The sequence below is a fragment of the Sphingomonas sp. P3_C6 genome, from assembly GCF_056402595.1.
On record NZ_JBFUHB010000003.1, the window covers coordinates 191,313 to 216,804 of the forward strand.

At 65.9% G+C, this 25,492-nt stretch carries 23 protein-coding genes, 2 tRNA genes, 1 pseudogene and 1 other annotated feature; of the genes and pseudogenes, 10 read left to right on the forward strand and 16 right to left on the reverse strand.

What is annotated here, in order from left to right; all coding sequences use genetic code 11:
* Nucleotides 1-31: 31 nt before the first annotated feature.
* The 3 genes from AC1DT7_RS05805 to AC1DT7_RS05815 all read right to left on the reverse strand — a co-directional run bounded on the left by AC1DT7_RS05805 (nucleotide 32) and on the right by AC1DT7_RS05815 (nucleotide 5,022).
* A complete protein-coding gene (locus AC1DT7_RS05805; protein ID WP_478034859.1) occupies nucleotides 32-1,351 on the reverse strand; it encodes an MFS transporter in 1,320 nt (439 codons plus the stop codon).
* Complete coding sequence (locus tag AC1DT7_RS05810) at nucleotides 1,348-3,864, reverse strand: glycoside hydrolase family 3 protein (RefSeq protein WP_478034860.1); 2,517 nt, start codon at nucleotides 3,862-3,864, stop codon at nucleotides 1,348-1,350. Before AC1DT7_RS05810 ends, AC1DT7_RS05805 begins: the two co-directional genes overlap by 4 nt.
* A gap of 135 nt (nucleotides 3,865-3,999) precedes the next feature.
* Entirely contained in the window at nucleotides 4,000-5,022 is a 1,023-nt protein-coding gene (locus tag AC1DT7_RS05815; protein WP_478034861.1) for a LacI family DNA-binding transcriptional regulator, read from the reverse strand.
* Nucleotides 5,023-5,243: 221 nt separating this feature from the next.
* Here AC1DT7_RS05815 and AC1DT7_RS05820 point away from each other — a divergent pair, with 221 nt between their 5' ends.
* The gene (locus AC1DT7_RS05820; protein WP_478034862.1) at nucleotides 5,244-7,589 is read left to right on the forward strand and encodes a GH92 family glycosyl hydrolase; all 2,346 of its coding nucleotides are present in this window, start codon (nucleotides 5,244-5,246) and stop codon (nucleotides 7,587-7,589) included.
* A gap of 77 nt (nucleotides 7,590-7,666) precedes the next feature.
* Complete coding sequence (locus AC1DT7_RS05825) at nucleotides 7,667-8,494, forward strand: arylamine N-acetyltransferase family protein (RefSeq protein ID WP_478034863.1); 828 nt, start codon at nucleotides 7,667-7,669, stop codon at nucleotides 8,492-8,494.
* Nucleotides 8,495-8,728: 234 nt separating this feature from the next.
* On the opposite strand, the gene AC1DT7_RS05830 is transcribed toward AC1DT7_RS05825, so the two are convergent.
* A complete protein-coding gene (locus tag AC1DT7_RS05830) occupies nucleotides 8,729-10,438 on the reverse strand; it encodes an ATP-binding cassette domain-containing protein (RefSeq protein ID WP_478034864.1) in 1,710 nt (569 codons plus the stop codon).
* Between the two features lie 183 nt (nucleotides 10,439-10,621).
* On the opposite strand from AC1DT7_RS05830, the gene AC1DT7_RS05835 reads away from it, so the two are divergent.
* From AC1DT7_RS05835 to AC1DT7_RS05850, 4 genes are all read left to right on the forward strand, one after another.
* Entirely contained in the window at nucleotides 10,622-11,212 is a 591-nt protein-coding gene (locus AC1DT7_RS05835) for an SRPBCC family protein (RefSeq protein WP_478034865.1), read from the forward strand.
* Nucleotides 11,213-11,216: 4 nt separating this feature from the next.
* The gene (locus tag AC1DT7_RS05840; RefSeq protein WP_478034866.1) at nucleotides 11,217-12,407 is read left to right on the forward strand and encodes a zinc-dependent alcohol dehydrogenase; all 1,191 of its coding nucleotides are present in this window, start codon (nucleotides 11,217-11,219) and stop codon (nucleotides 12,405-12,407) included.
* Nucleotides 12,408-12,418: 11 nt separating this feature from the next.
* Nucleotides 12,419-13,198, forward strand: a complete 780-nt coding sequence (locus tag AC1DT7_RS05845) for an SDR family NAD(P)-dependent oxidoreductase (protein ID WP_478034867.1) — start codon at nucleotides 12,419-12,421, stop codon at nucleotides 13,196-13,198.
* Between the two features lie 64 nt (nucleotides 13,199-13,262).
* Entirely contained in the window at nucleotides 13,263-14,102 is an 840-nt protein-coding gene (locus AC1DT7_RS05850) for an HpcH/HpaI aldolase/citrate lyase family protein (RefSeq protein WP_478034868.1), read from the forward strand.
* A gap of 31 nt (nucleotides 14,103-14,133) precedes the next feature.
* Here AC1DT7_RS05850 and AC1DT7_RS05855 read toward each other — a convergent pair whose 3' ends face one another.
* The 3 genes from AC1DT7_RS05855 to AC1DT7_RS05865 form a co-directional block, all read right to left on the reverse strand.
* The gene (locus AC1DT7_RS05855) at nucleotides 14,134-15,489 is read right to left on the reverse strand and encodes an Nramp family divalent metal transporter (RefSeq protein ID WP_478034869.1); all 1,356 of its coding nucleotides are present in this window, start codon (nucleotides 15,487-15,489) and stop codon (nucleotides 14,134-14,136) included.
* Nucleotides 15,490-15,550: 61 nt separating this feature from the next.
* The gene (locus AC1DT7_RS05860; protein WP_478034870.1) at nucleotides 15,551-16,420 is read right to left on the reverse strand and encodes an S-methyl-5'-thioadenosine phosphorylase; all 870 of its coding nucleotides are present in this window, start codon (nucleotides 16,418-16,420) and stop codon (nucleotides 15,551-15,553) included.
* Nucleotides 16,417-16,770: a hypothetical protein gene (locus AC1DT7_RS05865; RefSeq protein ID WP_478034872.1), complete on the reverse strand. Its 354-nt coding sequence runs from the start codon at nucleotides 16,768-16,770 to the stop codon at nucleotides 16,417-16,419. The genes AC1DT7_RS05860 and AC1DT7_RS05865 overlap by 4 nt, the downstream gene beginning before the upstream one ends.
* Before the next feature lie 130 nt (nucleotides 16,771-16,900).
* On the opposite strand from AC1DT7_RS05865, the gene AC1DT7_RS05870 reads away from it, so the two are divergent.
* Nucleotides 16,901-17,317 (forward strand): DUF2147 domain-containing protein, encoded by a 417-nt coding sequence (locus tag AC1DT7_RS05870; RefSeq protein WP_478034873.1) that lies wholly within the window; start codon nucleotides 16,901-16,903, stop codon nucleotides 17,315-17,317.
* A 39-nt stretch (nucleotides 17,318-17,356) separates the two neighbouring features.
* Here the strand turns inward: AC1DT7_RS05870 and AC1DT7_RS05875 are convergent, their stop codons facing one another.
* Complete coding sequence (locus AC1DT7_RS05875; RefSeq protein ID WP_478034874.1) at nucleotides 17,357-17,980, reverse strand: DNA-3-methyladenine glycosylase family protein; 624 nt, start codon at nucleotides 17,978-17,980, stop codon at nucleotides 17,357-17,359.
* Nucleotides 17,981-18,046: 66 nt separating this feature from the next.
* Here AC1DT7_RS05875 and AC1DT7_RS05880 point away from each other — a divergent pair, with 66 nt between their 5' ends.
* The gene (locus AC1DT7_RS05880; RefSeq protein ID WP_478034875.1) at nucleotides 18,047-18,364 is read left to right on the forward strand and encodes a 2Fe-2S iron-sulfur cluster-binding protein; all 318 of its coding nucleotides are present in this window, start codon (nucleotides 18,047-18,049) and stop codon (nucleotides 18,362-18,364) included.
* A gap of 114 nt (nucleotides 18,365-18,478) precedes the next feature.
* Here AC1DT7_RS05880 and AC1DT7_RS05885 read toward each other — a convergent pair whose 3' ends face one another.
* The 3 genes from AC1DT7_RS05885 to AC1DT7_RS05895 are packed head-to-tail and all read right to left on the reverse strand — an operon-like array spanning nucleotide 18,479 to nucleotide 21,679.
* Entirely contained in the window at nucleotides 18,479-19,252 is a 774-nt protein-coding gene (locus tag AC1DT7_RS05885) for a hypothetical protein (RefSeq protein ID WP_478034876.1), read from the reverse strand.
* 25 nt (nucleotides 19,253-19,277) lie between these two features.
* Nucleotides 19,278-20,024, reverse strand: coding sequence for a 23S rRNA (guanosine(2251)-2'-O)-methyltransferase RlmB (gene rlmB, locus AC1DT7_RS05890; RefSeq protein ID WP_478034878.1), 747 nt, complete (start codon nucleotides 20,022-20,024; stop codon nucleotides 19,278-19,280).
* A gap of 44 nt (nucleotides 20,025-20,068) precedes the next feature.
* Entirely contained in the window at nucleotides 20,069-21,679 is a 1,611-nt protein-coding gene (locus tag AC1DT7_RS05895; protein ID WP_478034879.1) for a M20/M25/M40 family metallo-hydrolase, read from the reverse strand.
* 143 nt (nucleotides 21,680-21,822) lie between these two features.
* On the opposite strand from AC1DT7_RS05895, the gene AC1DT7_RS05900 reads away from it, so the two are divergent.
* Nucleotides 21,823-21,908 (forward strand) — tRNA-Tyr (locus tag AC1DT7_RS05900).
* A 226-nt stretch (nucleotides 21,909-22,134) separates the two neighbouring features.
* A pseudogene (locus AC1DT7_RS05905) lies at nucleotides 22,135-22,438 on the forward strand (IS3 family transposase); the annotation flags it as partial.
* Nucleotides 22,318-22,432, forward strand: a sequence feature (AL1L pseudoknot). It overlaps the preceding pseudogene by 115 nt.
* A gap of 298 nt (nucleotides 22,439-22,736) precedes the next feature.
* On the opposite strand, the gene AC1DT7_RS05910 reads toward AC1DT7_RS05905, so the two are convergent.
* The 5 genes from AC1DT7_RS05910 to AC1DT7_RS05930 all read right to left on the reverse strand — a co-directional run bounded on the left by AC1DT7_RS05910 (nucleotide 22,737) and on the right by AC1DT7_RS05930 (nucleotide 25,485).
* Nucleotides 22,737-22,813: transfer RNA gene (locus tag AC1DT7_RS05910), tRNA-Arg, on the reverse strand.
* Nucleotides 22,814-22,871: 58 nt separating this feature from the next.
* On the reverse strand, nucleotides 22,872-23,258 hold the full coding sequence (locus tag AC1DT7_RS05915) for a hypothetical protein (RefSeq protein WP_478034880.1): 387 nt from the start codon (nucleotides 23,256-23,258) through the stop codon (nucleotides 22,872-22,874).
* Between the two features lie 2 nt (nucleotides 23,259-23,260).
* Nucleotides 23,261-23,923, reverse strand: a complete 663-nt coding sequence (gene nth, locus AC1DT7_RS05920; protein ID WP_478034881.1) for an endonuclease III — start codon at nucleotides 23,921-23,923, stop codon at nucleotides 23,261-23,263.
* Nucleotides 23,924-23,936: 13 nt separating this feature from the next.
* On the reverse strand, nucleotides 23,937-24,665 hold the full coding sequence (gene dapB, locus AC1DT7_RS05925) for a 4-hydroxy-tetrahydrodipicolinate reductase (RefSeq protein WP_478034882.1): 729 nt from the start codon (nucleotides 24,663-24,665) through the stop codon (nucleotides 23,937-23,939).
* Between the two features lie 136 nt (nucleotides 24,666-24,801).
* A complete protein-coding gene (locus tag AC1DT7_RS05930; RefSeq protein WP_478034884.1) occupies nucleotides 24,802-25,485 on the reverse strand; it encodes an acid phosphatase in 684 nt (227 codons plus the stop codon).
* Nucleotides 25,486-25,492 lie beyond the last annotated feature (7 nt).

Sequence of the window (25,492 nt, forward strand, 5' to 3'; positions counted from 1 at the left end):
CAACCGGTGATCCGCCCGCGCTACCGGGCGCTCAATGCGCCATCATCGGAGCCGCCCCGTCCGCATCCTCGTCCGCATCCTCGCCCGACAGGCGGGACCGCTTGCCCAGCGCCGCAAACAAGGCGATCCCGACATAGGCGATGGCCGGCAGCACGAAGGTCATGCCGATCGACGTGACGTCGGCGATCCAGCCGGAGAACAGCGGCAGCAGCGCGCCGCCCACGATCGCCATGCACAACAGCCCGGATACCGATGCGTTCGAGACCTTGGACCGCTCCATGGTGATGCTGAAGATCGTCGGGAACATGATCGAGTTGAAGAAGCCGACCCCAAGCGCCGCATAGGCGGCGGCCGGTCCATGCAGCGTGAACGCCGCGGCGCTCAGGCACGCGGCGACCGTCGCGGCGCCGGCCAGCAACCGGCTCGCGCGGACCCTGGTCAGCAGCACGCTGCCGATAAACCGGCCGACCAGCGCGCCGCCCCAATAATAGAAGGCCAGCACCCCACCGGCGGCGTCGAGCGCGAGGCCCAGCACATCGGCCCGGTTGAGGAAGTTGATCATCACGCTGGCGATGGTCACCTCGGCCCCGACATAGAGGAAGATCGCCAGCGCGCCGAACACCGCCCAGCCGGATTTCAGCGCCTTGAGCGGCGACGCGCCCTGGATGGTGATGTCGGCCGCCGAGGTGTTGATCCGGTGGCGAAAGGCGAAGATCAGCAGCGCGAGCGCCGCGACCGCGATGGCGATCAGCACAAAGGCATGGTCGATCGCGCCGAGCGCCGTGCTGCGCGGCACATGCGGCAGGATATGCCCGCCCGCGCCGAACACGTCGGATCGCAGCATGATCTTCGATCCGATGCTGACGCCGAGCACCACGCCGAGCGAGTTGAACGCCTGCGCGAAGGTCAGCCGGAAATGGCTCCGTTCCGGCGTGCCGAGCGAGGCGGCCAGCGGGTTCGCCGCGACCTGGAGCACGGTGATGCCGCCCGCCATCACGAACAGGGCGACCAGCACCATGGCATAGGCCTGCATGTGCGACGCGACGAGCATCAGCCCGCAGGCGCCGATCATCACCATCAGCGCGGTGATGATCGTGCGGCTGTGCCCGAGCCGCGCGAGCAGCGCCGCGGCGGGCAGCGACACGACGAAATAGGCCAGGAAGAAGGCGAACTGGGTCAGCATGCCTTCCGCCACGTTGAGCGTGTAGATGCCGCGCATCGCCGCGATCAGCGGGTCCGTGTTGGACGTGATGAAGCCCCAGGCGAAAAACAGGCAGGTCACCACCGCAAAAGCGGCGCCCGCACCGGCGCCACGGTCGGTGGGGCCCCTGCCGCCCCCGTTCACGGTCATTGCGGGCAACCCGTCGCAGCGCTGGCGCTGACGAAGCGAACGTCGGAGATCGACAGGGTCAGGGCTCCCTCGCTGATCAGGGTGAAGGGTGCGGTCACCCGGCGCGGATCGAGCCCGGCCGCGGCGAAGCAGTTTAGCGGCACGGTCAGGGTGGTCCATTGGCCGGCCGGCGCCGCGTGCAGCACCCCGGTGATCGCCGCAGTCCCGGCGCAATCGATGCCGCATTGCATGCCCAGCCGCACGGCGCCGGTGGGCGCTGCATCCACCCGATATTCCACGATCAGATTATATTGCGCATTGGCCTCCCGCCCGATGTCGATCGGCTTGTCGGCTGCGATCCGTGCCGTGCCGCCGGCCGCGCCCCACATGATCCTGCGGGCATCCTCCTGCGCACGCCGATCGACGCTCGACAGGCGGACGCCGCCGGCACCGGTCGATCCGGCATTGCCGTGCACCGGCACCGCGACCCCGCCCGGCTCTGCCAGGTCGAAGCGCCAGCCCGCGGGCAGGGTGCCGCGCGCGAACACGGTGCCGTCGGGTCGCGTGGTGGCCGGGGGCCTGTCCTCCGATAGGACCGGGAGGTTGCCCTGGTCGGCATAGGTCAGCCCATAACCGAAGGCGAACAGCGGGTCGTAATGGGCGTCGCCCCGGTTGAGCGGTGTCTGGTCGATCCGTTTCGGCCAGGAGAAGGAAAGCTTGCCCCGGAAATCGTGGCGCGGCTTGCCGTCGGCACCGGCCAGCAGGACATCGGCCAGGCCGCCGCCTTCGCCGCCCGGCAGGAACGCCGCGACGAACGCATCGGCCGCGTTGATCTCCGGGTTGACCCACAGCGGCCGTCCGGACAGGAACACCGCGACCACCGGAATGCCCTGCGCCTTCAGTTTCCTGAGCAGATCCAGATCGCGCGTCTCGCCGGGGCGGTATTCTACCGTCGGCCGGTCGCCGGCGAATTCGGCATAGGGGTCTTCGCCGAACACGACGATCGCGGCGCCCGGCTTCTTGGTGAAGCTGCCGTCGACGCTCAGGGTCGCGCTGCCGCCCGCCGCCTTCGCCGCCTCCGCGATGCCGGCATAGATGGACTGGGCGTGCGGGAAATCGGCATTGGTCATGCCGGTGCCCTGCCAGCTGATCGTCCAGCCGCCGCTCTGCTTGGCGATATTGTCGGCGCCGTCGCCCGCCACGAGGATGTCGAGCTTCGGCGACAGCGGCAGCACATGGCCCTGGTTCTTCAGCAGCACGAGCGATTCCCGCACGGCCTCGCGCGCGACCGCGCGGTGCTCGGGCGATCCCAGCAGCTCGAACTTGCCGGCGAACGGGCGGGACGACGGCTTGCCCTTTTCGAACATGCCGGCCCGCATCTTCACCCGCAGGATGCGCCGCACCGCCTCGTCGAGCCGCGCCTTGGGGATTTCCCCCGATTTCACCTGGGCGAGCGTGCTGGCGTAAAAGCCTTTCCAGCTGTCCGGCGCCATCACCATGTCCATGCCGGCATTGATCGCGGCGGGGCAGGAGGTGTTGGAGCAGCCCGGCACCTGGCCATGCGCGTTCCAGTCGCCGACGGTCAGCCCGTCGAACCCCATCTGGTCGCGCAGCACGCCGGTCAGCAATTCCTTGTCCGCGCTCAGCTTGGTGCCGCGCACGCTGGAAAAGCTTGCCATCACCGCCTGCACCCCGGCGGCGATCGCCGGGGGATAGCCTGCGCCATGGATGTCGCGGATCTGCTCGGGCGTGGAGGGGTTGTCGCCCTGGTCGATGCCGTTGGCCGTGCCGCCGTCGCCGACGAAATGCTTGGCGGTCGCGATCACCTTGCCGTCGCGCAGGAAACCCTTGGTGCCCGCCTTGCCCTGAAGCCCCTCGACGATCGCGCCGGCATAGTCGCGCACCACCGACGGGTCTTCGGAAAAGCCCTCATAGCTGCGGCCCCAGCGATCGTCCCGCACCACCGCCAGCGTCGGCGAGAAATCCCAGTCGATGCCGGTGACCGCCATCTCCTTCGCGGTTACGTCACCGATCTTCCGGATCAGGTCCGGATTCCGCATCGCGCCAAGCCCGATATTCTGCGGGAAGATCGTCGCGCCGATGATGTTGGCATGGCCATGCACCGCATCGATGCCCCAGATCGGCGGGATCACCGGATGTCCGTCGGTGCGGGTGGTGATCGCGTCCCACGCCGTATCGGCATAGGCGAGCCAGGCGGCCGCGGGCGCCTTGTCGTCGCGGTTCGGGCCGGAACTGCCGCCGGCCAGGATCGATCCGAACTTGTACTGGCGCATGTCGTCGACCGTCAGGCTGCCGATATCGGGCTGGACGACCTGCGCCACCTTGTCCTCGTCGGACATTTTGGCGAGCAGCGAATCGATCCGCTTCTCCATCGCCGGGTCGGCCGGCAACGGCGATCCGACATGCGGCCACACCGCCGTCGGCGTCTGCGCCGCGCCGATTTCCGTCGCCGTGGCGATGGTCATGAGGCTTGCGACGCCGAGCGCCATCTTCAGCCTGCGCCTGCCGAGCATTGCATCACTCTCCCCACCCATCGGTCAATTCGCCCGATCAATCGGGTCATGACCATCGTTACATCATTTCCTGACCTACGTTGTCAATTCCAATCGACCGGCATCTGGGTCAGCGTTCCGAACTGGTCGATCTGTCTAGGAGGCCGGAGCCGGTCCGGTGGATTGTCGGTGGATCAGGGCGACCGGATGCTCGACCAGGTCCTCATGCGGCTTCTTCTCGAGCATCGAGACGAGCATCGCGGTCGCGTCGCGCGCCATGTCGAACACCGGCTGGTGGATCGTGGTCAGGCGCGGCCAGACGATCTGGGCAATGGCGCTGTCGTCGAAACCGGCGACCGACAGGTCGCGCGGCACGTCGATGCCAAGGTCGTGCGCGGCCATGATCGCGCCGGCGGCCATGTCGTCATTCTGCGCGAAGATCGCGGTCGGGCGGTCGCGGCGGCCAAGCAGCCGGGCTGCGGCCTGAAGCCCGGATTCGAAGTTGAACATGCCCTGTTCGATATCGTCCGGCCGGGTCGACAGTCCGGCCCCGGCCAGTGCCTCGGAATAGCCGCGCAGCCGCGCCTCGCTCGCGGGATGACTCGGATCGCCCTTGATCATGCCGATGCGCTTGTGGCCGAGCGAGAGCAGATATTCGGTCATCAGACGCGCCGCGCCGACATCGTCGGTCAGCGTGCGCGGGCCGAGCTCGGGCAAACGGGTCGGCGCGATGCGCACGAACGGGAATCGTGCCGCGGTCAGCTGCTCCAGCACCACGGGATGGTCGGACGCAGGCGGGGTGAGCACGACGCCGTCCAGCGCCGCCGAGCGCACCAGCGACACGATCTTGTCGGCGATGGCCGACACCTGGCCGACGGGCAGCACGACCAGCCGGTATTTCTCGCCCTGCAACCGGGCCAGCGCACCTTCTTGCAGCTCGACGACATAGTTGGGGCTGGGATTCTCGTAGAGCAGGCCGAGCAGATAGGACCGGCGGCCGACCAGGCCCTGCGCGACGACGTTCGGGTGGTAATGCAGCGCGGTCGCGACCTTCATCACCCGGTCGCGCGTCTTGGGCGTGACATTGGGTGCATCGTTGAACACGCGCGAAACGGTCTTGATCGATACGTCCGCCTCGCGGGCCACATCGATAATGGTTGCGCGCCGACCCAGGTCCATATCCGCTCCGCTAGCATGGGAAATGTCGCTGCGGTAGCCCACGCAACGTGGCGTGTCTTCAGCAGGCGAGCGCCATATTGCCTTCCGGAACGGCGACGAAACAAGGTGTTTTGTGACGACGGGGCGAAATATGACAACGTTGATCCGGTTTCGGTGGGCGTGATCCGATTTCGGAGGGAAGGCCGCTTCACCAGTCCCGGCTGCTGTGGTCTAACGCTCCGATGAATCGTATCACGGTCATCGCTGCGCTGTGCCTCGGCACTGCGGCCAGCATCGCCACGGCCCAGACGGCGCCCACTCCCATGCCTTCGAAGGGCACGCCGATCGAGTCGGTCGATCCCTTCATCGGCACCGGCGGGGAAGGGCATACTTTCCCCGGCGCGGTCGCACCGTTCGGCATGGTGCAATTAAGCCCGGACACCGAGATCAAGCCGTTCAAGCAGAGCTACAAATGGGCGGCGGGCTATCGGCACGAGGATTCGTCGATCCTCGGTTTTTCGCACACCCATTTCTCCGGCGCGGGGCACAGCGATCTCGGCGATATCCTGGTCACGCCTGCGGTCGGCGACACGGTCCCGCTGGAGCCCGGCGATGCGGCAAAGCCCGGCTCGGGATACCGCTCGCGCTTCAGCCATGCCAGCGAGGTCGCGATGCCGGGCTATTATGCGGTGACCCTGGACGATCCCGGTGTCCGCGCCGAGCTGACCGCCGGCACGCGGGTCGGCGTGCATCGATACGGCTTCCCGGCCGGCAAGGCGGCGCACCTCGTCGTCGATCTTCGATCGAGCATCTATAATTATCCCGGCAAGATCCTCTGGTCGTCGGTCCGCGTGCGCCCGGATGGGACGATCACCGGCATGCGAGAGACGCGCGGCTGGGCGCCTGCACGGAAACTGTTCTTCGCGATGCGCTTCTCGGCGCCGCTGACTGGCCATGCCTTCCTCAACCGTGAGGAGGATGTGCCGTACAAGGGCTTCCAGGGTCCCGGTCGCGGCGATGACTCCGTGGAAGCGCTCGCGGGCAGGGCGCTTGTCGCCCGGCTGGATTTCGGCACGCTGACCAAGCCGCTCGAAGTCCATGTCGCGATCTCGGGCGTGGACGAGGCTGGAGCGCTCGCCAATCTCGCCAGCGAGCCGGGCAGTTTCGACACGATCCGGGCCCAGACCCGCGCGGCATGGGAAAAGGCGCTCGGCGCGGTGGTCATCGATGCGTCGGCGCCGATGAGGAAAACGGTCTATACCGCGCTCTATCACACGCTGCTCGCCCCGGGCGTCTATGGCGACGCCGATGGCCGCTATCGCGGGCCGGACGATCAGGTCCATCAGGCGACCGGCTTCACCTATCACTCGACCTTTTCGCTATGGGATACGTTCCGCGCCGAGCACCCGCTGCTCACCCTGATCCAGCCCGAGAAGCGCAACGCGGATTTCGTCAATTCGCTGATCGCCAGCCGGCAGGACAGCCCGTTCGGCATCCTGCCCGTCTGGCAGTTCAACGGCCGCGAGACCTGGACGATGATCGGCTATCACGCCGTCCCGGTCATCGCCGATGCCTATCTGAAGGGCATCAAGGGTTTCGATGCAAAGGCAGCGCTGGATGCGATGGTCGCGAGCGCTGACTATGCGCCCTATGGCGGCCTCGGCGATTACATCAAGCTCGGCTATGTGCCGATCGACCATGAGCCCGAGGCGGCGTCGAAGACGGTTGAATATGCCTATGACGACTGGACGATCGCCCGGATGGCGCGGGCGATGGGACGCAAGGACATCGCTGACCGCTTCGACAGGCGCGCGCTCAACTGGCGCAACAGCTTCGACGTGAAGACCGGCTTCCTCCGCGCGCGCAAGGCCGATGGCAGCTACCGCGAACCGTTCGATCCGACCGCAATCAACTATGGCAGCGATTATACTGAGGGGAATGCCTGGCAATATAGCTGGTTCGCCCCGCAGGATCAGGGCGGCTTGATCCGCGTGCTCGGCGGCGATGCGGCGACGGTGAAGAAGCTCGATGCGATGTTCGACTTCGACAATTCAAAGGTCGATTACAGCCATGCCGAGGACATTGCCGGCCTGATCGGCCAGTATATCCATGGCAACGAACCGAGCCATCACGTCGCCTATCTCTACAGCTACGCTGGCGCACCCTGGCGCACCCAGGAACGGCTGAAGCAGATCGTCGATAGCCAGTACAAGCCGACGCCCGAGGGCCTATCGGGCAATGACGATCTCGGCCAGATGTCGGCCTGGCTCGTCTTCACCTCGCTCGGTTTCTATCCCGTCGCGCCGGGCACGGGCGACTATGTCATCGGCCGGCCGTTCGTCGATCGCGCGGTGCTCAACCTTCCCAATGGCAAGACTTTCACGATCCGCACCGAGGGGCTGTCGGACAGGAACCGCTATGTCGGCCAGGTCCTGCTCAACGGCAAACCGCTGCCCCGCGGGTTCATCCGCCATAGCGAGATCGTCGCCGGCGGGGATCTGCGTTTCGTGATGCAGGCGACACCCAATGCGACCTGGGCGACCACGGAAAAGGATCGGCCCTACTCGATGACGGGTTACTCCAAGTGACGCCAACCTCCCTCTCCCAAAGGGTGGACAGGGAAACGAGGCTGACGACGAGCTCATCCCAAACTATAGGCCGCCCCATGTTCGATCTCGACGCCTATCTCGCCCGCATCGCCCTCAAGGAGCGGCCCCTCGCCGATGCCGAGGGGCTGGCCGCGCTCCAGCGCGCGCACCGTCTTGCCATTCCGTTCGAGAATCTGGACGTCATCCTCGGCCGCGGCATCCGCATCGACAGCGCGTCGGTGTTCGCCAAGCTGGTGACGGCGCGCCGCGGCGGTTATTGCTTCGAGCATAACCGGCTGTTCCTCGATGCGCTGGCGGCGCTCGGTTTCCAGGCGCGGCCGCTGCTCGCCCGGGTCTGGCTTGCCGCGACCGAAACGCCGCCGCTCAACCACAGTTTCACCCTGGTGACGATCGACGATCAGGACTGGGTCGCCGATGCCGGCTTCGGCGGCAGCTACACGCCGATCGTGCCGCTGGTCGACGGCGCGACGGCCGAGGCCCCGGACGGCGCCCGCTTCCGGATCGAGCGCGATACGCTGCACGGCTGGATGCTGCTGCGCGACGGCCATCCCGGCACGACCGACGGGCGCGGCACCGGCGAGGGGTATCAGCCGCAATACAGCTTCACCCTCGGCCAGGTCTGGGATGCCGACCTGGAGCTGAGCAACCGCTGGACCTCGACCGCGCCGGAGAGCCGCTTCACCCAGCTTCGCATCGTCAGCATCGTGCTGCCGCGCGGCCTCGCCAGCCTGACCGACCGCCTGTATCGCCGCCGCACGGGCGAAGAGGAGACGATCGCCGAGATCGCCGATCCGCGCGTCTATCGCATGCGGCTGAGCCTGATGTTCGGCATCGACTTCACGGTGGAGGAGGTGGCCGCGCTGGAGCTGTTCCCCGCGGCATAGCGGGACCGCAAAACCGCTGTCGTCGATTCAACATCATCGCGACCTGTCGCACCATGATGCCGGAACGGTTCTTACGGCCGATCCCGCTCTTTCTCATGCGCCGGACGGTGATTTCCCTGATCCAGCGGAAGATTTCCCTGTTCCCTGGGGGGAATTCCCTGATAATTTCCCTGTTACTGCGCAGGAACAGGGAATTCGACCGGGTCGCGGCGCGCCACTCGACCCGCGCGATCGCTAGGCCGAAAGCTGCCCCAGCTCGACCGTAACCACCCGGTCGCACCGCACCAGGCTCTCCGCGCGGTGCGAGATCATGATGATGGTCGGCCGCGGATCGAGCGCCGCGAGCCGCTCGAGCAACGCTGCCTCGCCCGCCGCGTCGATGGCGTTGGCCGCCTCGTCGAGCACGAGCAGGCGGGGATCGCGAAGCAGCGCGCGGGCGATCGCCAGCCGCTGGCGCTCGCCGCCGGACAGCGCGGTGCCGCGCTCGCCGACCATGGAATCGAGTCCATCGGGCAATCGCGCGACGATCGCCTCGGCGCCGGCGAGGCGCAGTGCCTCCCACAGTCGCGTATCGTCGACGCCGGTCGTGCCCCAGACGAGGTTGCGGCGCACCGTGTCGTTGAACAGGAATCCCTCTTGCGGGACATAGGCGAGGCTCTCGCGCCAGCCGGCCCGCCGCGCCGCGTCGAGCGGCTCGCCGCCGACCAGCATCCGGCCGGTCTGCGGTTCCTGCAACGTGGTCAGCAGTTCGATCAGCGTCGTCTTGCCCGCGCCGGATGGCCCGGTGACGCCGACGAACGATCCATGCTCGATCCGCAGATCGGCGGGATGGAGGCCACCGCCGCCGGGATGGAGGAAGGACACACCCTGCAGTTCGATCGCGCCGGCCGGCGGCGCGACGGGGGGCGGGGCGGGGGCGGCGCTGGCATCGAGATCCTGCTCCAGCTTGCGGATCGCCTCGAAGGCGGGGAGGCCGAAGAAGAAATTCTGCACCGACTGCTGGATCTGCATCGCCGGTCCGCTCATCCGCGCGAAGATCAGCACCAGGGTGATCAGCACCGCGGGGGGGATCGCCGCGGCATAGCCGGTCAGCACCACGGCCGCGCCCATCAGCGCCGATCCGATCGCGAAGACCTGCCGGCCGCGTGCCTGGCGCTGGCTGAAATCGAGCTGGCGTGCCCGCACCGAATGCTGGATCGCGGCAAATTCCTCGGCAAAGCCGTGCTGGGCATTCTGCGCGGTCGCTGCTTTCAGCCCGCCGAGAAAGCCGGTCGCGCTGCCCATCATCCGGTGGTTGGCATCGACCAGCCCGGTGCCGAGATTGCGGATACGCTCCTGCGCCATCAGGATCGCGCCGCCGCCGATCACGAAGATGATCGTGATGGTCAGCGCAAGGGCCGGTGCGAGCACGAAGGCGAGGGCGCCCTGTACGATCAGCATCACGATCGCGATGCTGCCCTGGATCAGGAACTGGGCGCCTGTTCCGATCCGGTTGACCTCGACGCTGACCAGGCTGGTGACGCGGGCATGGCTGAGCGCGGCGATCCGGCTCCAGGGCGCCGATGCAAGCGATTGGATGATCCGGTTGCGTTCATGCTGTGCGAAATCGCCCTGAAGCAGCGCGAGGTACATGTCGCGGGCATAGAGCACCAGCGCGCGGGTCACCGAGATGACGACGAAGGTGGCGATCAGCACGGCGAGCCGGCCCATCGCACTATGCACGCCGAGCGTGTCGAAGATGGCCCGCATCGGCAGATGCCCGCCGTCCGGGCTGACGACGGCATCGACGATCGGGATCAGCAGCAAGAGGCCGGTCCCATCGAGAACCGCCGACAGGCCGACCAGCGCGACCGCGATCCAGCCGCGCATGCCCGCGAAACGCGCGAAGGTCCCGAAGAACCGGGCGGCCGAGCGCCATAGGCCAGTCATCGATGCGATCGTCATTGCCGCCCTTTCCCACGCGGACGCCTCGCCGTCGAGCGGCTGTGTTTGCCGCCGGTGATCCATTGACCCGGCCGCCATTCGGCTTCGGTCGCAATTCTCCGTAAATATAAGATTTCCCACGCGAAACGATAGGAACTCACCTGTGCCGGGTCGGTTGAGACCGCTCAGCACAGGAGACGCACGATGCCCGATGATGTCCGGGAACACCCGACGGACGATGCTCCCCTTGCAGCATCCAAGCGCAAGGACGCGATAGGCCAGGCGACGGAAACGCTGATCGAGCCCAAGGGCGATTCGCTGAGCGGCCGCGCCGTCACGATCAACCGGCCGCGCGCCGAACTGTTCGCCTATTGGCGCGATTTCGCCAACCTGGCGACCTTCATGGAAAATGTCGAACGGGTCGAACTGCTCGATGCCAGACGCTCGCACTGGGTGGTGAAGGCGCCGGGCGGCAAGACGGTCGAATGGGATTCGGTCGTTACCGAGGAACAGCCCGACAGTTTCATCGCCTGGGCGTCGGAGGAAGGGGCGGATGTGCCCAATAGCGGGCGGATCGATTTTCGCGATGCCGGCGCGCGCGGCACGGTCGTCACGGCGACCATCCTCTACGATCCGCCGGCCGGCGCGATCGGCAAGCTGATCGCCAAGATGTTCCAGCGAGAGCCCGCCATTCAGGCGCGTCGCGACCTGCGCCGATTCAAGCAGCTGATGGAAACGGGTGAAATCGCCACCTCCTCCTGGACGCGCGCCCAAGTAGATGAAGAGAAGGATTGATCCGATGCGCGCACTTGCCTGGCACGGAAAACACGACGTTCGCATGGACACCGTCCCCGACCCCGAGATTCTCAACCCGCGGGATGCGATCATCAAGGTCACGTCGACCGCCATCTGCGGTTCCGATCTGCATCTCTATGACGGCTATATCCCGACCATGAAGGCGGGCGATGTGCTCGGCCATGAATTCATGGGTGAAGTGGTCGATGTCGGCCCGAAATCGACCCTGAAGAAGGGGCAGCGCGTCGTCGTCCCGTTCACCATCGCCTGCGGCAGCTGCTATCATTGCGGCAAGCATCAATATTCGGCGTGCGACAACGGCTTGCCCGCCGACAACCAGGATATCGCGCAGGAGCTGTACGGCCAGCCCATGTCGGGCCTGTTCGGCTATAGCCATATGACCGGGGGCTATGCCGGCGGACAGGCCGAATATGTCCGCGTGCCCTTTTCCGATGTCGGCCCGATCGTCATTCCGGACGGGATCGACGACGACAAGGTGCTGTTCCTGTCGGACATCCTGCCGACTGGCTGGCAGGCGGCCGAGAATGCCGGGATCGAGCCCGGCGACACGGTGGCGGTCTGGGGTTGCGGTCCGGTCGGACTGTTCTCGATCCAGTCGGCGTTCCTGATGGGGGCGGAGCGCGTCATCGCCATCGATCATTTCCCGCGCCGTCTGGACCTGGCGAAGAAGTTCGGCGCCGAGACGATCAATTTCGAACAGAGCGCCGTCTATGAGGCGCTGATGGAGATGACCGGCGGGATCGGGCCGGACGCGGTGATCGACGCGGTCGGGCTGGAAGCGCACGGCTTCTTCGTCGACAACGTCATCGACCAGATCAAGGCGTCGACCTTCCTCGGCACCGATCGAACCCACTCGATCCGTCAGGCGATCCTCGCCTGCCGCAAGGGCGGGCGGGTCTCGATGCCGGCGGTCTATGGCGGCTTCGTCGACAAGTTCCCGCTCGGCGCCTTCATGGAGAAGGGCCTGACGCTCAAGACCGGGCAGACCCATGTGCAACATTATATGCCGGGCCTGCTCAATGCGATCGTCGAGGAAAAGATCGATACGACCTTCCTGATCAGCCACCGGATGCCGCTCGAGCAGGCGCCCGAGGGCTACAAGATATTCCACGACAAGCAGAACGATGTGACCAAGATCGTGCTTAAGCCCGGTCTCGATCGCATCGCCGCCTGAGGAGAGAAACTATGTCCACCAAGTTTGCGATCATCACCGGCGCATCGAGCGGTATCGGCCTGGAACTGGCGAAGCTTGCCGCGCAGGACGGGTACGACCTGCTCGTCGTTGCCGATACGCCCTTTGTCGATGCCTCTGCCGGGCTACGCAGCAGCGGTAGCGTCGAGACGCTGGAAACCGACCTCTCAACCTTTGACGGCGTCGACCGGTTGCTTGAGGCAGCCGGCGGGCGTCCGATCGATCTGCTGTGCGCCAATGCAGGCCATGGCCTGGGCCGCGCCTTTCTGGATCAGGATCCGGGTGAGTGGCGGCACGTCATCGACACCAACGTCACCGGCACGGTGTATCTGTTGCAGAAGGTCCTGAAACAGATGGTTGGCCGTGACGAGGGCAAGATCCTGGTCACCGGATCGATCGCCGGCTTCATTCCCGGAAGCTTCCAGGCCGTCTATAACGGCACCAAGGCGTTCGTCGATAATTTCACCGACGCGATCCGGAACGAGATCAAGGAGTCGAAGGGTGTGACGCTCACCACGCTGATGCCCGGGCCGGTCGATACCGAGTTCTTCGAGCGCGGCGATATGATGGACACGCAGGTCGGGACCGACCCGAACAAGAGCGATCCGGCCGATGTCGCGAAGGACGGCTATGACGCCGTAATGTCCGGCAAGGCGAGCATCGTCTCCGGGTGGAAGAACAAGGTTCAGCAGGCCGTCGCGAACGTCACGCCTGCGTCCATCCTGGCCGAGCAGCATCGCCACATGGCGGAGCCGGGCACGGCCAAGGACTGATCGGTCTTGCGCCAGGGGCGGCAACATCCTGTAAGCGGGCAAACCATGTGCAGGAGCCGCCCCGATGACCGTCCGTCCGCGCCGTAGCGCCTTGTTCATGCCGGCCTCGAATGCGCGGGCGGTGGAGAAGGCGCGCAACCTGGAGTGCGATATCGTGATCCTCGATCTCGAGGATTCGGTCGCGCCCGAGTTGAAGGCGGCGGCGCGAGACCAGGCCGTTGCCGCTGCGGCGGCGGGCGGATTCGGGGAGCGATCGCTGTTCGTCCGGGTCAATGCGCTCGACACGCAATGGGGCGCCGATGATTGCCGGGCGGTGGTCGGCGCAGGGTTCGAGGCGGTCGTGCTGCCCAAGGTTTCTCGTCCTGCCGATCTCGACGCGGCCAGTGCGCTGCTCGACGGCGTGCCGCTCTGGGCAATGATCGAGACCTGTGCCGGTATCCTCGATCTGCCGGCGATCGTCGCGTCGGCACCGGCGACCAAGCTCGCTGGGTTGCTCGCAGGGACCAATGATCTCGCCAAGGAGATGCGCTGCACGCCCGGCGCGGACCGTACCCCCCTGCTTGGGCATCTCGCCATGATCGTCACCGCCGCGCGTGCCGCCGGCATCTTGGCCCTGGACGGGGTGTGCAACGTGATAGAGGACGGGCCGGTGCTCGCCGCCGAATGTGCGCAGGGGGCGATGTTCGGTTTCGACGGCAAGTCGCTGATCCACCCGGCGCAGATCGCCGCCGCGAACCGTGCCTATGGGCCGACCCCCGAGGCGGTCGCCTGGGCCGATCGCGTCATTGCCGCCTTCGCGCTGCCGGAGAATGCCGGGAAGGGCGTGATCCGCGTCGAGGGGGAGATGGTCGAGCTGCTGCATCTGGAGCAGGCGCAACGGATCGTTGCGATGGCCCGCCGCTGATCCGCGCCGCTGATCCATCGCATGGGTAGGATCAGAGGAAGAAACTCGTCAGCAGCTTGATGTTCAGGCCGATCACCGTGGCGGCGATCACCCAGGCCGCGATCTTCAGCCAGACCGGGTTGGCAAGTGCGCCCATCTGGCGCTTGTCGCTGGTGAAGCTGACCAGCGGCACGATCGCGAAGGGCAGCTGGAGGCTCAGCACCACCTGGCTCAGCACGAGTAGCTTGGTCGCGCCCGAATCGCCCATGATGCCGACGACGACCACCGCCGGGATGATCGCCAGCAGGCGGGTCACCATGCGGCGAAGCCACATCGGCAGCTTCAGGTCGAGGAACCCCTCGGCAACGATCTGGCCGGCCAGCGTGCCCGTCACCGTGGAATTCTGCCCCGAGGCGAGCAGCGCCACCGCGAACAGCACGCTCGCCGCGCCGGCACCGAGCGTCGGCGATAGCAGCTTATAGGCCTGGTCGATCTCGGCGACATCGGTGCGTCCGTTGACGTGGAAGGCTGCCGCGGCGAGGATCAGGATCGAGGCGTTGATGAACAGCGCCAGGGTCAGCGCGACCGTGCTGTCGATGGTCGCATGCTTCACCGCGTCGCGCTTGCCCGCATCGTCCTGCCCGAAGCGGCGGGTCTGCACGATCGAGCTGTGCAGATAGAGATTATGCGGCATCACCGTCGCGCCGAGGATGCCGATCGCGATATAGAGCATCGCCGGGTTGGTGACGATCTGGGTCGAGGGGACGAGCCCGCCCATGATCGCCGCGACGCTGGGCTGGGCCATGGCGAGCTCATAGGCGAAGCAGCCGGCGATCACGATGAGCAGGGCGACGATGAACGCCTCCAGCTTGCGGAAGCCGAAGCGCTGCAGCGCCAGGATTAGCAGGACGTCGAACGCCGTCAGGCACACGCCCGCAACCAGCGGCAGGCCGAACAGCAATTGCAGGGCGATGGCGGTGCCGAGCACCTCGGCCAGGTCGCAGGCGATGATCGCCAGCTCGCACAGCGCCCACAGGCAGACATTGACCACCGGATTGTAGTTGGCGCGGCACGCCTGGGCGAGATCATGCCCGGTGACGATGCCCAGCTTCGCCGACAGCGACTGGAGCACCATCGCCATGATGTTCGACAGCAGGATGACCGAGAGCAACGTATAACCGAACGCCGATCCACCGGCCAGATCGGTCGCCCAGTTGCCCGGATCCATATAGCCGACCGCGACCATATACCCTGGCCCGGCAAAGGCAGCGGTCTTGCGCCAGAAGCCGCCCTTGCCGAGCGGCACCGCCACCGTGCGATAGCTTTCGGACAGCGACGGGCGCGGCGGGCGCATGTCGTTCATGCCGTCATATCCGGGCGCAGTGGTGGCTGAAGGCGGCGGCGACATGCGATATCCTCTCGTATGCGTGTCATGCCGTCAATTGCCGGTGCCGCATCTCGAGCGCCCTTTAGCGGAGCACGCGGCCGGCGACAGCATCGAGTTTCGCCAGCATCGCCGGGTTGCGAGCATCGGGCGCGGTGATCAACGCATGGTCGAGCACGGTATCGAGCGGGGAGGGAGTTCGCTCGGCCGGCAGCGCGGCGACGAATTCCTGTACTGCCTTGCGGGCGATGGTGCCGTTGGCCGACATCTGCCTGATGACCTCGCTCACCTCGACGAACGCCGCTTCCTCGCGCCAGCAATCATAATCGGTGACCATGCCGATCAGCGCGTAGGGCATCTCCGCCTCGCGGGCGAGCTTGGCCTCGGGCATCGCGGTCATGCCGATCACGTCGGCGCCCCATTGGCGGTAGAGCAGGCTCTCGGCGCGGCTGGAGAATTGCGGCCCCTCCATCGCAAGATAGGTCGCACCCTTGGTGACCTTGCCGCCGGCCGCGTTCACCGCTTCGGCTGCAAAGGCCGACAGGCGCGGGCAGACCGGTTCGGCCATGGAGACATGGGCGACCATGCCGGTGCCGAAGAAGCTCGATGTCCGCGCGACCGTCCGGTCGATGAACTGGTCGACCACCACGAAATTCCCCGGCGGCAATTCCTCCTGCAACGATCCGATCGAGGAGATCGCAAGGATATCGGTGCAGCCGCTGCGCTTCAGCGCATCGACGTTCGCGCGGAAGTTCAGTTCCGACGGCGGAATGCGGTGGCCGCGGCCATGGCGGGGCAGGAAGACGAGCTCTACGTCACCGATCGATCCGAACAGTAGATCGTCCGACGGATCGCCCCAGGGCGTGGAGACCCGGCCCCATTCCGGATTCTCCAGCGCATCGATCGCATACAGGCCAGATCCGCCGATGATCCCGATCTTCCACTTTCCGCTCATTCACTGCTCCCGTTCGTTGCCTCCAGGCGGTCGAGCCATGCCTGGGCCTGTTTCGGTTCGCCCACCGCATGCGCCTTGGCCGGGCCACGCGCGGCGAGGAATTCCTGGTGGAGGGCAAAGGGCTCGATCGACAATTGGTCGCGCATCCGGTCGATCTCGTCGCCCAGTTCGATCAGGCCGTCGATCACTGGCGCTGCATTGGCGCGCGTCCATTTGTCCTGATTGTGGCCGAACAGCCCCCAGCGCCCCGCCGCCGTCAGGCGCAGAGCAGCGATCAGCGCCGCGCGATATTCCGCCTCGGTCTCGGTTCGCCGCTCATCGAGGCGGGCAAGGCGGTCGGCTTTGGCCATCGCGACTCCCCTAGATGGGATGAGGATTGCGTCAACCACGCACAGGGCAAGGGACTGAATCATCTTGCCCTTCGGAGTGCACACCTTATCGATGTCGTGCGGGACATTTGTTCCGTTCGGGAGCCGTCGCATGCGTTTCGTGTTGATTTTTCTGTTGTCGTTCGCGTTTCCGGCCATGGCCCAGGCCGCCGATCGCATCACAGGCGACTGGGTTTCGCAGGACGGCAAAGGCGTCGTCACGATCGCCCCGTGCGGCAAGGCGTTGTGCGGTCACATCAGCCGCCTGACCGAAAAGGCTAGGATCGAAGGTCCGACGACCGACAGCAACAACCCGGACCCTGCGCTACGCAACCGCTCGCTCGTCGGTGTGCAGGTGCTGTCCGATTTCACGGCGCAGAGCGACGGGAAATGGCAAGGCAAGATCTACTATCCTTTCCAGGGCAGGACCTACCGCGCCTATATCAGCCGCGATTCCGAGCGCAGCCTGAAGGTCCAGGGCTGCTGGCTGGTGATCTGCCGCACCGTGAAATGGCCCGCCGCAAACTGACCTTTCCTGTCTGACGGGGCTCCTGTCTGACCTGGCCGGTCAGATCACCTTCATGTCGGCGGCATAATGATGCCAGGCGAAGATCGCCGCGGCACCCCGGTGCGGGCGCCAGGCCTCTGCCAGCTCCCGCGTCAGCTTCTCGCTGGGCCGCTCGGCATGGCCGAGGATACGGCCGACCTCGATCTGCACCGCCAGATCGCCTGCCGGCCATATATCGGGGCGCCCCTCGGCAAAGAGGAGATAGACCTCGGCCGACCAGCGACCGATGCCCTTGATGCTGACCAGCGCTGCCACGGCCTCCTCGTCATCGACGGGGATATTGTCGAAGTCGAGCCGGCCGCTGGTCACTTCGTCGGCGAGGCTGCGGGCATAGCTCGCTTTCTGCCGCGACATGCCGGCCTCGCGTAGCTGCTCGTCGCTGGCACGCGCGATATTGTGCGGATCGTCGAGGCTGCCGACGATTTCCTCGAGCTTGCGCCACACCGAATCGGCCGCCTTGGTGCTGACCTGCTGCCCGACGATGGTACGCAACAGGGTGGCATGGCCGCGCGCGCGGATCCGCGGTGGCGGATAACCGGCACGCTCGATCGCGGCGGCGAAGCAGGGCTCGCCCTCGGCCAGCGCGTCGAGCGCCGCGCGGAGCTGGTCGGCGCTCAGGCCCATATTGTGGTCCCTTGATTAGCAGCGCCGGGGGCGGCATGGCGGGGCCGAACCCCCGAGGAGGATTTGATGCCCAAGCTTATCGTCGTGACCCGTGAAGGGGAAGAACGGGAGATCATGGGCGATACCGGGCTTTCGGCGATGGAGGCGATTCGCGACGCCGGGATCGACGAGATCCTGGCGCTGTGCGGCGGCTGCTGCAGCTGTGCCACCTGCCATGTCCATGTCGATCCGGAATTTGCGGCCAAACTGCCGAAGATGAGCCCGGACGAGGACGACCTGCTCGATTCCACATCCGACCGCGACGAGAATTCGCGCCTGTCGTGCCAGATCGAACTGACCGATGCGCTCGACGGCCTGCGCGTGACGATCGCCGCCGAGGACTGAGTTCCCCTCCCGCTTGCGGGAGGGGCTAGGGAAGGGCCTGTGCTGGCCATTCTCGCGACGCTCGGGAGGACAGTCTCTCCCCCGCCCCTCCCGCACGCGGGAGGGGGATCAAGGTCACTTCGCCGCAGCCATCCGCAGCACCGCGCTCGGCGCGTCCTTGGTCAGCGGGGTCGCTTTCCAGGTGATCGTCTTGCGGCCGCCCGGCGCGGCGACCGCGCCCTCCTCGTTATTCTGGCTGACGATCTCGGCATTGGTGTCGAGGGTGAAAGTGCCGTCGAGCTGGCTCGATGCCTTGTCCACGCCCTGCATGCCCATGGCGCTGCTGCTCTTGCCGTTGTCATTCGCGAAGGCCGGGGCCTTCACCCGCACCGTGTTGTTGGCGCGCACCTCGATCGCGATGAAGGGAAACATCAGCTCGGCATCGACATTGTACGGCCACAGAAAGGCGTGATCGAGCGTGCCCGAGATCGCATAATCGATGCTGAACTTGCCGTCGCCTAGATAGGCCACCTTGCGATAGCCCGCCTCTTTCGACAGCATCTCGGCGATCGTGCGGTTCTTGGCGTCGGCCGCAGCCTTTTTGGCGGCGGCGCTCTTGGCGTCGCCATCCTTCTCCGCGTCGCCGTCCTTCTGGAAGGCAAGCTGCTGCAGCGTCGCCTCGCCATCTCCGCTGGCAGGATCGGTCGGCGCGTCCGGGGACGGGTCGCCAAGCCCCTTCATCATGTCGTCGCCGATATCGAGCGCCAGCACCTCTCCGACATAGGTGAAGGTGAAGTGCCGGTCGGCATCGATGCGCAGGGTCGAGACGAACTTGCCCGGCGTCACAATACAGCTCGCCAGGGCGAACGGCATCAGCAGCACGAGTACCAGCCGCGAAAGTCTTGCCATGGTCTTGTTCCCGGTTGGTCTGCGATCAGCCCCGTGTCGTCACCGCGTAAAGCGCGATCGCCGCCGCATTGGACACGTTCAGGCTTTCGACCTTAGGCGAGATCGGCAGGCGCGCAAGCTCGTCGCAATGCGCCGCGGTGTTCTGCCGCATACCTTCGCCCTCGGCGCCGAGCACCAGCGCGACGCGGGTCTCACCCATTGCCTCGGCCAGGGTCTGGGTCGCCTCGCCGGTCAGGCCGACGCGCCAGAAGCCGGCTTCGGCGATCTCCTCGAGCGCGCGGGCGAGGTTCACCACGCGGACCCAAGGTACGATCTCCAACGCGCCGGATGCCGACCGCGCGATCGTCCCCGATTCGGGTGGCGAGTGGCGATCGGGCGTGATGATGCCGAGCGCATCGAACGCTGCAGCCGAGCGCAGGATCGCGCCGACATTGTGCGGATCGGTCACCTGGTCGAGGACGATCAGCGGCCTTTTGTCGTCGGCACCCTGTTGCAGCAGATCGCCCAGCCAGATGTCCTCGAGCGGATCGACCTCGGCCACCAGCCCCTGATGCGGGGCATCGCCGGGCACAAGCCGCGCAAGATCGGTGACCTCGGCGAAGACGATCGGGATGATCGGCGGGATGTCCAGCGAGGCCAGCGCCTCGCGCGTCGCCCATATCTTGCGCACGACACGCTCGGGATTGGCGAGCGCCGCCGTCACCGCATGCCGGCCCCAGAAGCGGGGACGGCCGGCGGGCGCCTGGGACGGACGATGTCCTTTACGGGCCATCTCAATGCCCCCCGGTAGCGGGGAGGATCTGCGTCTTGGTCATATCAATCATCATCATTGTTATAGGCAAAGGGATCGGTGACGACCGGTTCGGTCGGCAGCGGCGGCCGGGGCAGCGCCTTGTCGGCGTTGGCGGCGTTGGCAAGGAAAGAAGCCAGGATGATCGACCCCTGGCGCATATCGTCGCCCTTCAGATGGTCGAAGGTGTCGATGCTCGTATGGTGCACGCGGCTGCCATAATCGAGCGGATCCTGGATGAACTGGAAACCGGGCACGCCGACCGCCTGCATGAAGACATGGTCGGTGCCACCGGTCTTGCGGATCACCACGTCCTTCGCGCCCATCGCGTTGAACGGTGCCAGCCAGTCGCGGAAGATCGGTGCGACCGCCTGGTTGTTCTCGACATAGATGCCGCGGATCTTTCCCGAGCCATTGTCGAGGTTGAAATAGGCGGCGAGATCGCCCCAGCCGGCCTTGGGCGTGATCGGCCAGCGGGTCGACCAGCTATAATAGCTCTTCATGCCGGTCAGCACGGGATCGCTCGGCTTGCCGCGGGTGGCGAGATGCTGCTCGACATAAGCGCGGCTGCCGAGCAGGCCCTGCTCCTCGCCGGTCCACAAGGCGAAGCGGATCGTGCGCTTCGGGCGGATGCCGCTGGCGGAAAGGATGCGCGCTGCCTCCATGATCATCGCGGTGCCCGCGCCGTTGTCGGCGGCGCCGTCGCCCGCGACCCATGAATCGAGATGCGCGCCGGCCATCACATAACCCGCCTTGGGGTCAGTGCCGGGGATCTCGGCGAAGATGTTGTAGGCCTTGGCATCGCTGTCGTCGAAGCGGACGTCGCTGTTGATCTCGATCGTCGGCGCGGTGCCGATCTTGGCGAGACGGGCGAGGCGGCGATAATCCTCTGCCGCGATCTCGACGCCGGGCACCACCTGGGTCTCGCCGACGCCGAACAGATAGCCTTCGCCGTGGACCAGCTTGTAGTCGAGCCGTGACATGGTGGCATAGGCGACGGCGCCCTCGGCCTTCAGGAAGGCGTCGAGCTTCTTGGAATAGTCGAGCCGCTTCAGCCGGCGGTCGGCGGTCTCGGGATCATAGGTCGGCTCCTGATATTGATCGAGCTTGGCCAGTTCCTCGGCCGTGTAGCGCTTGAACGCCGGGTCGCCCGGCTCGCCGCCGCTGTTGGGCTGGGTGATCATCACGATCTTGCCCTTCAGCTTGCCGCGCCATTTGTCGAAATCGCGCTCCTTCGACATCGGCGCGACGAAGACGGGCGCGCTGATCGTGCCGTTGGTCGACGGCGTCCACGCGATCGGGATGGCGGTCAGCACGATCGGGCGCGGGGTGACCATGCGCACGCTCGAGCTGTTGATCCACCAGCCGCGGCCGAACTCATAGCCTTCCTTGTGGACGTTCTTCAGGCCCCATTCGGTGAACTTCGCCTGGGTCCAGCTCTCGGCCTGGCGCATCGAGGGCGAATTGGTCAGCCGCGCGCCGATCACGTCGGACAGATGTTCGGCGGTCAGCATCACCTGGCTGCGCGTCGTGCCTTCGTCGATGAGTCGATTCACCTGGCTGCGGTCGACCGCCTGGGAAAAGGCGGGCGAGGCGATGGCGACCAGGGCAGTGGCGAGCAGAATCGGACGACGCATTGGGGCCCCACGAAGACGTTGAAAGATTGTTGCGAGGCGTATTCTGCGCCGTCGTCCCGCGCAAGGGCCGCCCAAGGTGTTTCCGCCGTTGACAGCGTGGCGTTCGGTCGGCATTGGACCGCCTCGCTTTTGAGCGGCCCAGTGGACAGGTGGCCGAGTGGTTAAAGGCAGCAGACTGTAAATCTGCCCGTGCAAGCGTACGCTGGTTCGAATCCAGCCCTGTCCACCAACTCTTCATTCTCACGAATCCGCAGATGTCCCGAAACCAAGGTTTCGGGGACTTTGCGATGATTCGGATTTCCACTCATCCGTGGCTTTCCGCCCGTGACCGAGTTGGCGTGTGGGAAGAAATGTGGGAATATTTGCCGATCGGGAAGCCGTCAGCGACAGCACACCCTCAACCGCACAATGAATATTCTCACAGTGTCAGCATGATTTTGCTTCTACCCGCACAGGCGATCACATCCATTGCCGAGAAGATCAGCTGTTCGGGGCACACGCTGCTGAATGCGTGAAGAAGGCCGAGGTGAACAGCTGCGAGCGCGGCGGCGGGCTCCGAACTGGCAGACCGCCTCGAGACAATGGAGCGCGAGAACCGTGAGCTGCGCCAGGCCAATGGGATCCCTGCGCAAGGCTTCCGCATATTTGCCCAGGCGGAGCTCGACCGCCCGTTCAAGCGATAATCAGTTTCAGTGATAAGCATCGGGGTGATATGGGGTCGAGCCGATCTGCCGGGTTCTGCCTATCGCTCCATCCACCTAGATGCGGGCTGTTTCGCACCAGCCCACACAATCTCACGCCCAATGTAGGGGAACAGTGAGGTATCCGTCAGCCGCCTTGAATATTCCGATGTTAAATCAAATCCATATGCTGGAATTTGGCATTCCTCCCGCGAATTCGAATCCGATCGACCGACGCGGCACCGAAGGCGGACATTCGCTCTCCCGAAACTGTTGAATCGGGAGGCTGTGGATTGATTCGCCTCAAGCCGTCGGAGAATCTTTTCCGCACGTTTTTCGTAAGACGGTGCTCAAAGCCTGCTAAGTCATTGAAAAGCTGGCGCACCCGACAGGATTCGAACCTGTGGCCTCTGCCTTCGGAGGGCAGCGCTCTATCCAGCTGAGCTACGGGTGCCTGGACGGTCGCGCCTAGCAAAGCCGGCGGAGCTGCGCCAGCCGTTTTGCGTGCGCTGCTATTTCTTCTTCAGCGTGACCGGCTGGAAGTCGCCCAGGCCGCAGGTCGGGCCGCCGGTGCGGGATGCAGTCTGAAGCACGGTGATCGTATCGACCGAGCAGAGCTGGCCGGTATGAGTCTCATAGCCGAAGGCCTGGTCGAAGCCGAGACTGGGGCAGGCATAGGGCAGGGTGTTGCGGTAGACCTGGCCGCCGATCATTTCGAAATCGATCACCTGGTCGCTGCGCACATGGCTCGTGCGGATCCGATTGGTCGAGATGCAGCTTTCAGCCTTGCCCGCCGGTATCGCCTCGGGGACGCGCGCGCGATCCTTCGCACCTCCCGGTGCCGCAACGGCGACAACGACGAGAGCGGCAACGGCAGGGGCGATCGCGATCATACGCATGGTCAGCTCTCCGCAGCGGCGCCGCGCTTCGGGGCCGGCGTCTTGGGTTTATAAGCGCACAGATCCTCTACCACGCAACGCCAGCATTCGGGCGTCCGCGCCTTGCAGACATAGCGGCCGTGCAGGATCAGCCAATGATGCGCGTGGAGTCGAAAGGGCTGGGGCACGACCTTTTCGAGTCCGAGTTCGACCGCCAGCGGCGTCTTGCCGCGCGCCAGGCCGGTGCGGTTGCCGACCCGGAAGATGTGGGTATCGACCGCGAAGGTCTCCGCGCCGAACGCGGTGTTCATCACGACATTCGCCGTCTTGCGGCCGACGCCCGGCAGCGTCTCCAGCGCGTCGCGGTCGGCCGGCACCTCGCCGCCAAAATCGGCGATCAGCTTTTCGGAGAGGGCGATGACGTTCTTGGCCTTGGTGTTGAACAGGCCGATCGTCTTGATGTGCTGCTTCAGCGCCTCCTCACCCAGCGCGACCATCTTTTCCGGCGTATCCACCTCGGCGAACAGGCGGCGAGTGGCCTTGTTGACGCCGACATCGGTCGCCTGCGCCGACAGCGCGACCGCGACCAGCAGGGTATAGGGGTTGGTGTATTCGAGCTCGGTTTCGGGATGCGGATTGTCGGCCGCAAGCCGCGCGAAGAACTCGACGACATCCGCCTTCTTCAAAATTCCAGTCCCTTCAAAGACCGAGCACGTCGGCCATCTGGTATCGCCCGGCCGGCTTGTCGGCGAGCCACAGGGCAGCGGTGATCGCGCCCTTGGCGAAGATGGTGCGATCCTCGGCACGGTGGCCGATCTCGACCCGCTCGCCGGTGCCGGCGAAGATCACCTGATGGTCGCCCGCGACCGATCCGCCGCGCAGCGACGCGAAGCCGATCGTGCCCTCCGCGCGTGCGCCGACGAGGCCGGCACGATCGGTCACCTTCGCTTCGGCCAGCGTGCTGCCGCGCCCGGCCGCTGCCGCCTCGCCGAGCAGCAGGGCGGTGCCCGAAGGGGCGTCCACCTTGTGGCGGTGATGGGTCTCGACGATCTCGATGTCCCAGTCGGGCCCAAGCCGCGCCGCCGCCTCGCGTACCAGCCGAGCGATCAGCGTTACGCCGAGCGAGACGGTACCGGTCTGCAGCACCGCCACCTTCTTCGCCGCTTCGTCGATCATCGCATGATGGGCCGGCTGGAGCCCCGTGGTGCCGACCAGGATCGGCGTACCGGTCGCCACCGCCGCGGCAAGGTTCGCTTCGAGCGCCGAGGGCACGGAGAAGTCCAGCAGTACCTCGCACCCATGCGCGAGCGTTGCCGGATCGCCGCCGGCATCGATCCCGCCGGCGATCGTCGCGCCGAGATCGGGGGCGACGCGGGCCAGCGCCTGACCCATGCGTCCCGCGCTGCCGATGATGCCGATGCTGGTCATGGGGTGCTCCCGAAAATGCCGGCCGTCCGCGCGGGGCGGCCCCTAGTGTCGGCGGCCAGATGCCACAAAGCATCGCGATGGGACAGGGCTTCGCATGTCGAAAAGCTCCTTGCGCAAGGCGTCGAGTCTCGGCGAGTTAGGCGGCTGACGTGACGCCGGTTCGAACCAGTTCCCGGCGCGCTGCGTCGAACGCCGCCCGGAAATCCGGGTCAGCCATCAAGCGTTCGGCGATCAGCAGGCCAAGCATCTGCCCGGCGCTGACGTCGCTGCGGAAATGCTGGCCGCAGACGATCCGGCTCTGTCCATAGCGCGCGGCGCGGGCGAGGATCGGACCGGCCTTTTCGGGCACCAGCCGCGCCAGCACCTCGCCCATAGAAAAGGCCATCGACGTATGCCCGCTGGGATAGCTCGACAGCGGATCGTCGTTGCGCTTGCAGCTCTTCAAGTTCGTATCGACGATATAGGGCCGTGGCCGCTTGAATTCATCCTTGCCACGATCGACCGTCGCCTTCTCGGCCGCGCGGACTCTGTCGAGCAGCGCCCTTGTTGCGGGAAGTTTGGCCAGATCGAAGGCAGGACCAAGCGTCGAGGCGAAGATCGACCCGTTCTTGGTATCGCCGTCGCTGCGCGCATCGGCCTCCTCCGCCGGCGAGCGGATGGCTTCGATCGCATGGAGCTCGGCAAGCTCGGCCAGTGCCTGCGGGCTGCCGGCCGCTGGCGGGGGCGGCAGCACGCTGGCCGGGTCGATCGCGCCGGAAAGGGCCGGTCCCAATCCGGCGCCAGGGGACGCGGCGGCAAGCGCCGCCGCCGCCAGAAGCATGAACACT

Excerpts from the sequence above, each read along its gene's own strand:
- AC1DT7_RS05840 (WP_478034866.1), top strand. The coding sequence starts at position 11,217 with ATGCGCGCACTTGCCTGGCACGGAAAACACGACGTTCGCATGGACACC.
- AC1DT7_RS05835 (WP_478034865.1), top strand. The coding sequence starts at position 10,622 with ATGCCCGATGATGTCCGGGAACACCCGACGGACGATGCTCCCCTTGCA.
- AC1DT7_RS05805 (WP_478034859.1), bottom strand. The coding sequence starts at position 1,351 with ATGACCGTGAACGGGGGCGGCAGGGGCCCCACCGACCGTGGCGCCGGT.
- AC1DT7_RS05850 (WP_478034868.1), top strand. The coding sequence starts at position 13,263 with ATGACCGTCCGTCCGCGCCGTAGCGCCTTGTTCATGCCGGCCTCGAAT.
- AC1DT7_RS05845 (WP_478034867.1), top strand. The coding sequence starts at position 12,419 with ATGTCCACCAAGTTTGCGATCATCACCGGCGCATCGAGCGGTATCGGC.
- AC1DT7_RS05915 (WP_478034880.1), bottom strand. The coding sequence starts at position 23,258 with ATGCGTATGATCGCGATCGCCCCTGCCGTTGCCGCTCTCGTCGTTGTC.
- AC1DT7_RS05875 (WP_478034874.1), bottom strand. The coding sequence starts at position 17,980 with ATGGGCCTGAGCGCCGACCAGCTCCGCGCGGCGCTCGACGCGCTGGCC.
- AC1DT7_RS05825 (WP_478034863.1), top strand. The coding sequence starts at position 7,667 with ATGTTCGATCTCGACGCCTATCTCGCCCGCATCGCCCTCAAGGAGCGG.
- rlmB (WP_478034878.1), bottom strand. The coding sequence starts at position 20,024 with ATGGCCCGTAAAGGACATCGTCCGTCCCAGGCGCCCGCCGGCCGTCCC.
- AC1DT7_RS05860 (WP_478034870.1), bottom strand. The coding sequence starts at position 16,420 with ATGAGCGGAAAGTGGAAGATCGGGATCATCGGCGGATCTGGCCTGTAT.
- AC1DT7_RS05870 (WP_478034873.1), top strand. The coding sequence starts at position 16,901 with ATGCGTTTCGTGTTGATTTTTCTGTTGTCGTTCGCGTTTCCGGCCATG.
- AC1DT7_RS05820 (WP_478034862.1), top strand. The coding sequence starts at position 5,244 with ATGAATCGTATCACGGTCATCGCTGCGCTGTGCCTCGGCACTGCGGCC.
- AC1DT7_RS05815 (WP_478034861.1), bottom strand. The coding sequence starts at position 5,022 with ATGGACCTGGGTCGGCGCGCAACCATTATCGATGTGGCCCGCGAGGCG.
- AC1DT7_RS05865 (WP_478034872.1), bottom strand. The coding sequence starts at position 16,770 with ATGGCCAAAGCCGACCGCCTTGCCCGCCTCGATGAGCGGCGAACCGAG.
- AC1DT7_RS05855 (WP_478034869.1), bottom strand. The coding sequence starts at position 15,489 with ATGTCGCCGCCGCCTTCAGCCACCACTGCGCCCGGATATGACGGCATG.
- dapB (WP_478034882.1), bottom strand. The coding sequence starts at position 24,665 with ATGACCAGCATCGGCATCATCGGCAGCGCGGGACGCATGGGTCAGGCG.
- AC1DT7_RS05810 (WP_478034860.1), bottom strand. The coding sequence starts at position 3,864 with ATGCTCGGCAGGCGCAGGCTGAAGATGGCGCTCGGCGTCGCAAGCCTC.
- AC1DT7_RS05930 (WP_478034884.1), bottom strand. The coding sequence starts at position 25,485 with ATGCTTCTGGCGGCGGCGGCGCTTGCCGCCGCGTCCCCTGGCGCCGGA.
- AC1DT7_RS05885 (WP_478034876.1), bottom strand. The coding sequence starts at position 19,252 with ATGGCAAGACTTTCGCGGCTGGTACTCGTGCTGCTGATGCCGTTCGCC.
- AC1DT7_RS05830 (WP_478034864.1), bottom strand. The coding sequence starts at position 10,438 with ATGACGATCGCATCGATGACTGGCCTATGGCGCTCGGCCGCCCGGTTC.
- AC1DT7_RS05895 (WP_478034879.1), bottom strand. The coding sequence starts at position 21,679 with ATGCGTCGTCCGATTCTGCTCGCCACTGCCCTGGTCGCCATCGCCTCG.
- AC1DT7_RS05880 (WP_478034875.1), top strand. The coding sequence starts at position 18,047 with ATGCCCAAGCTTATCGTCGTGACCCGTGAAGGGGAAGAACGGGAGATC.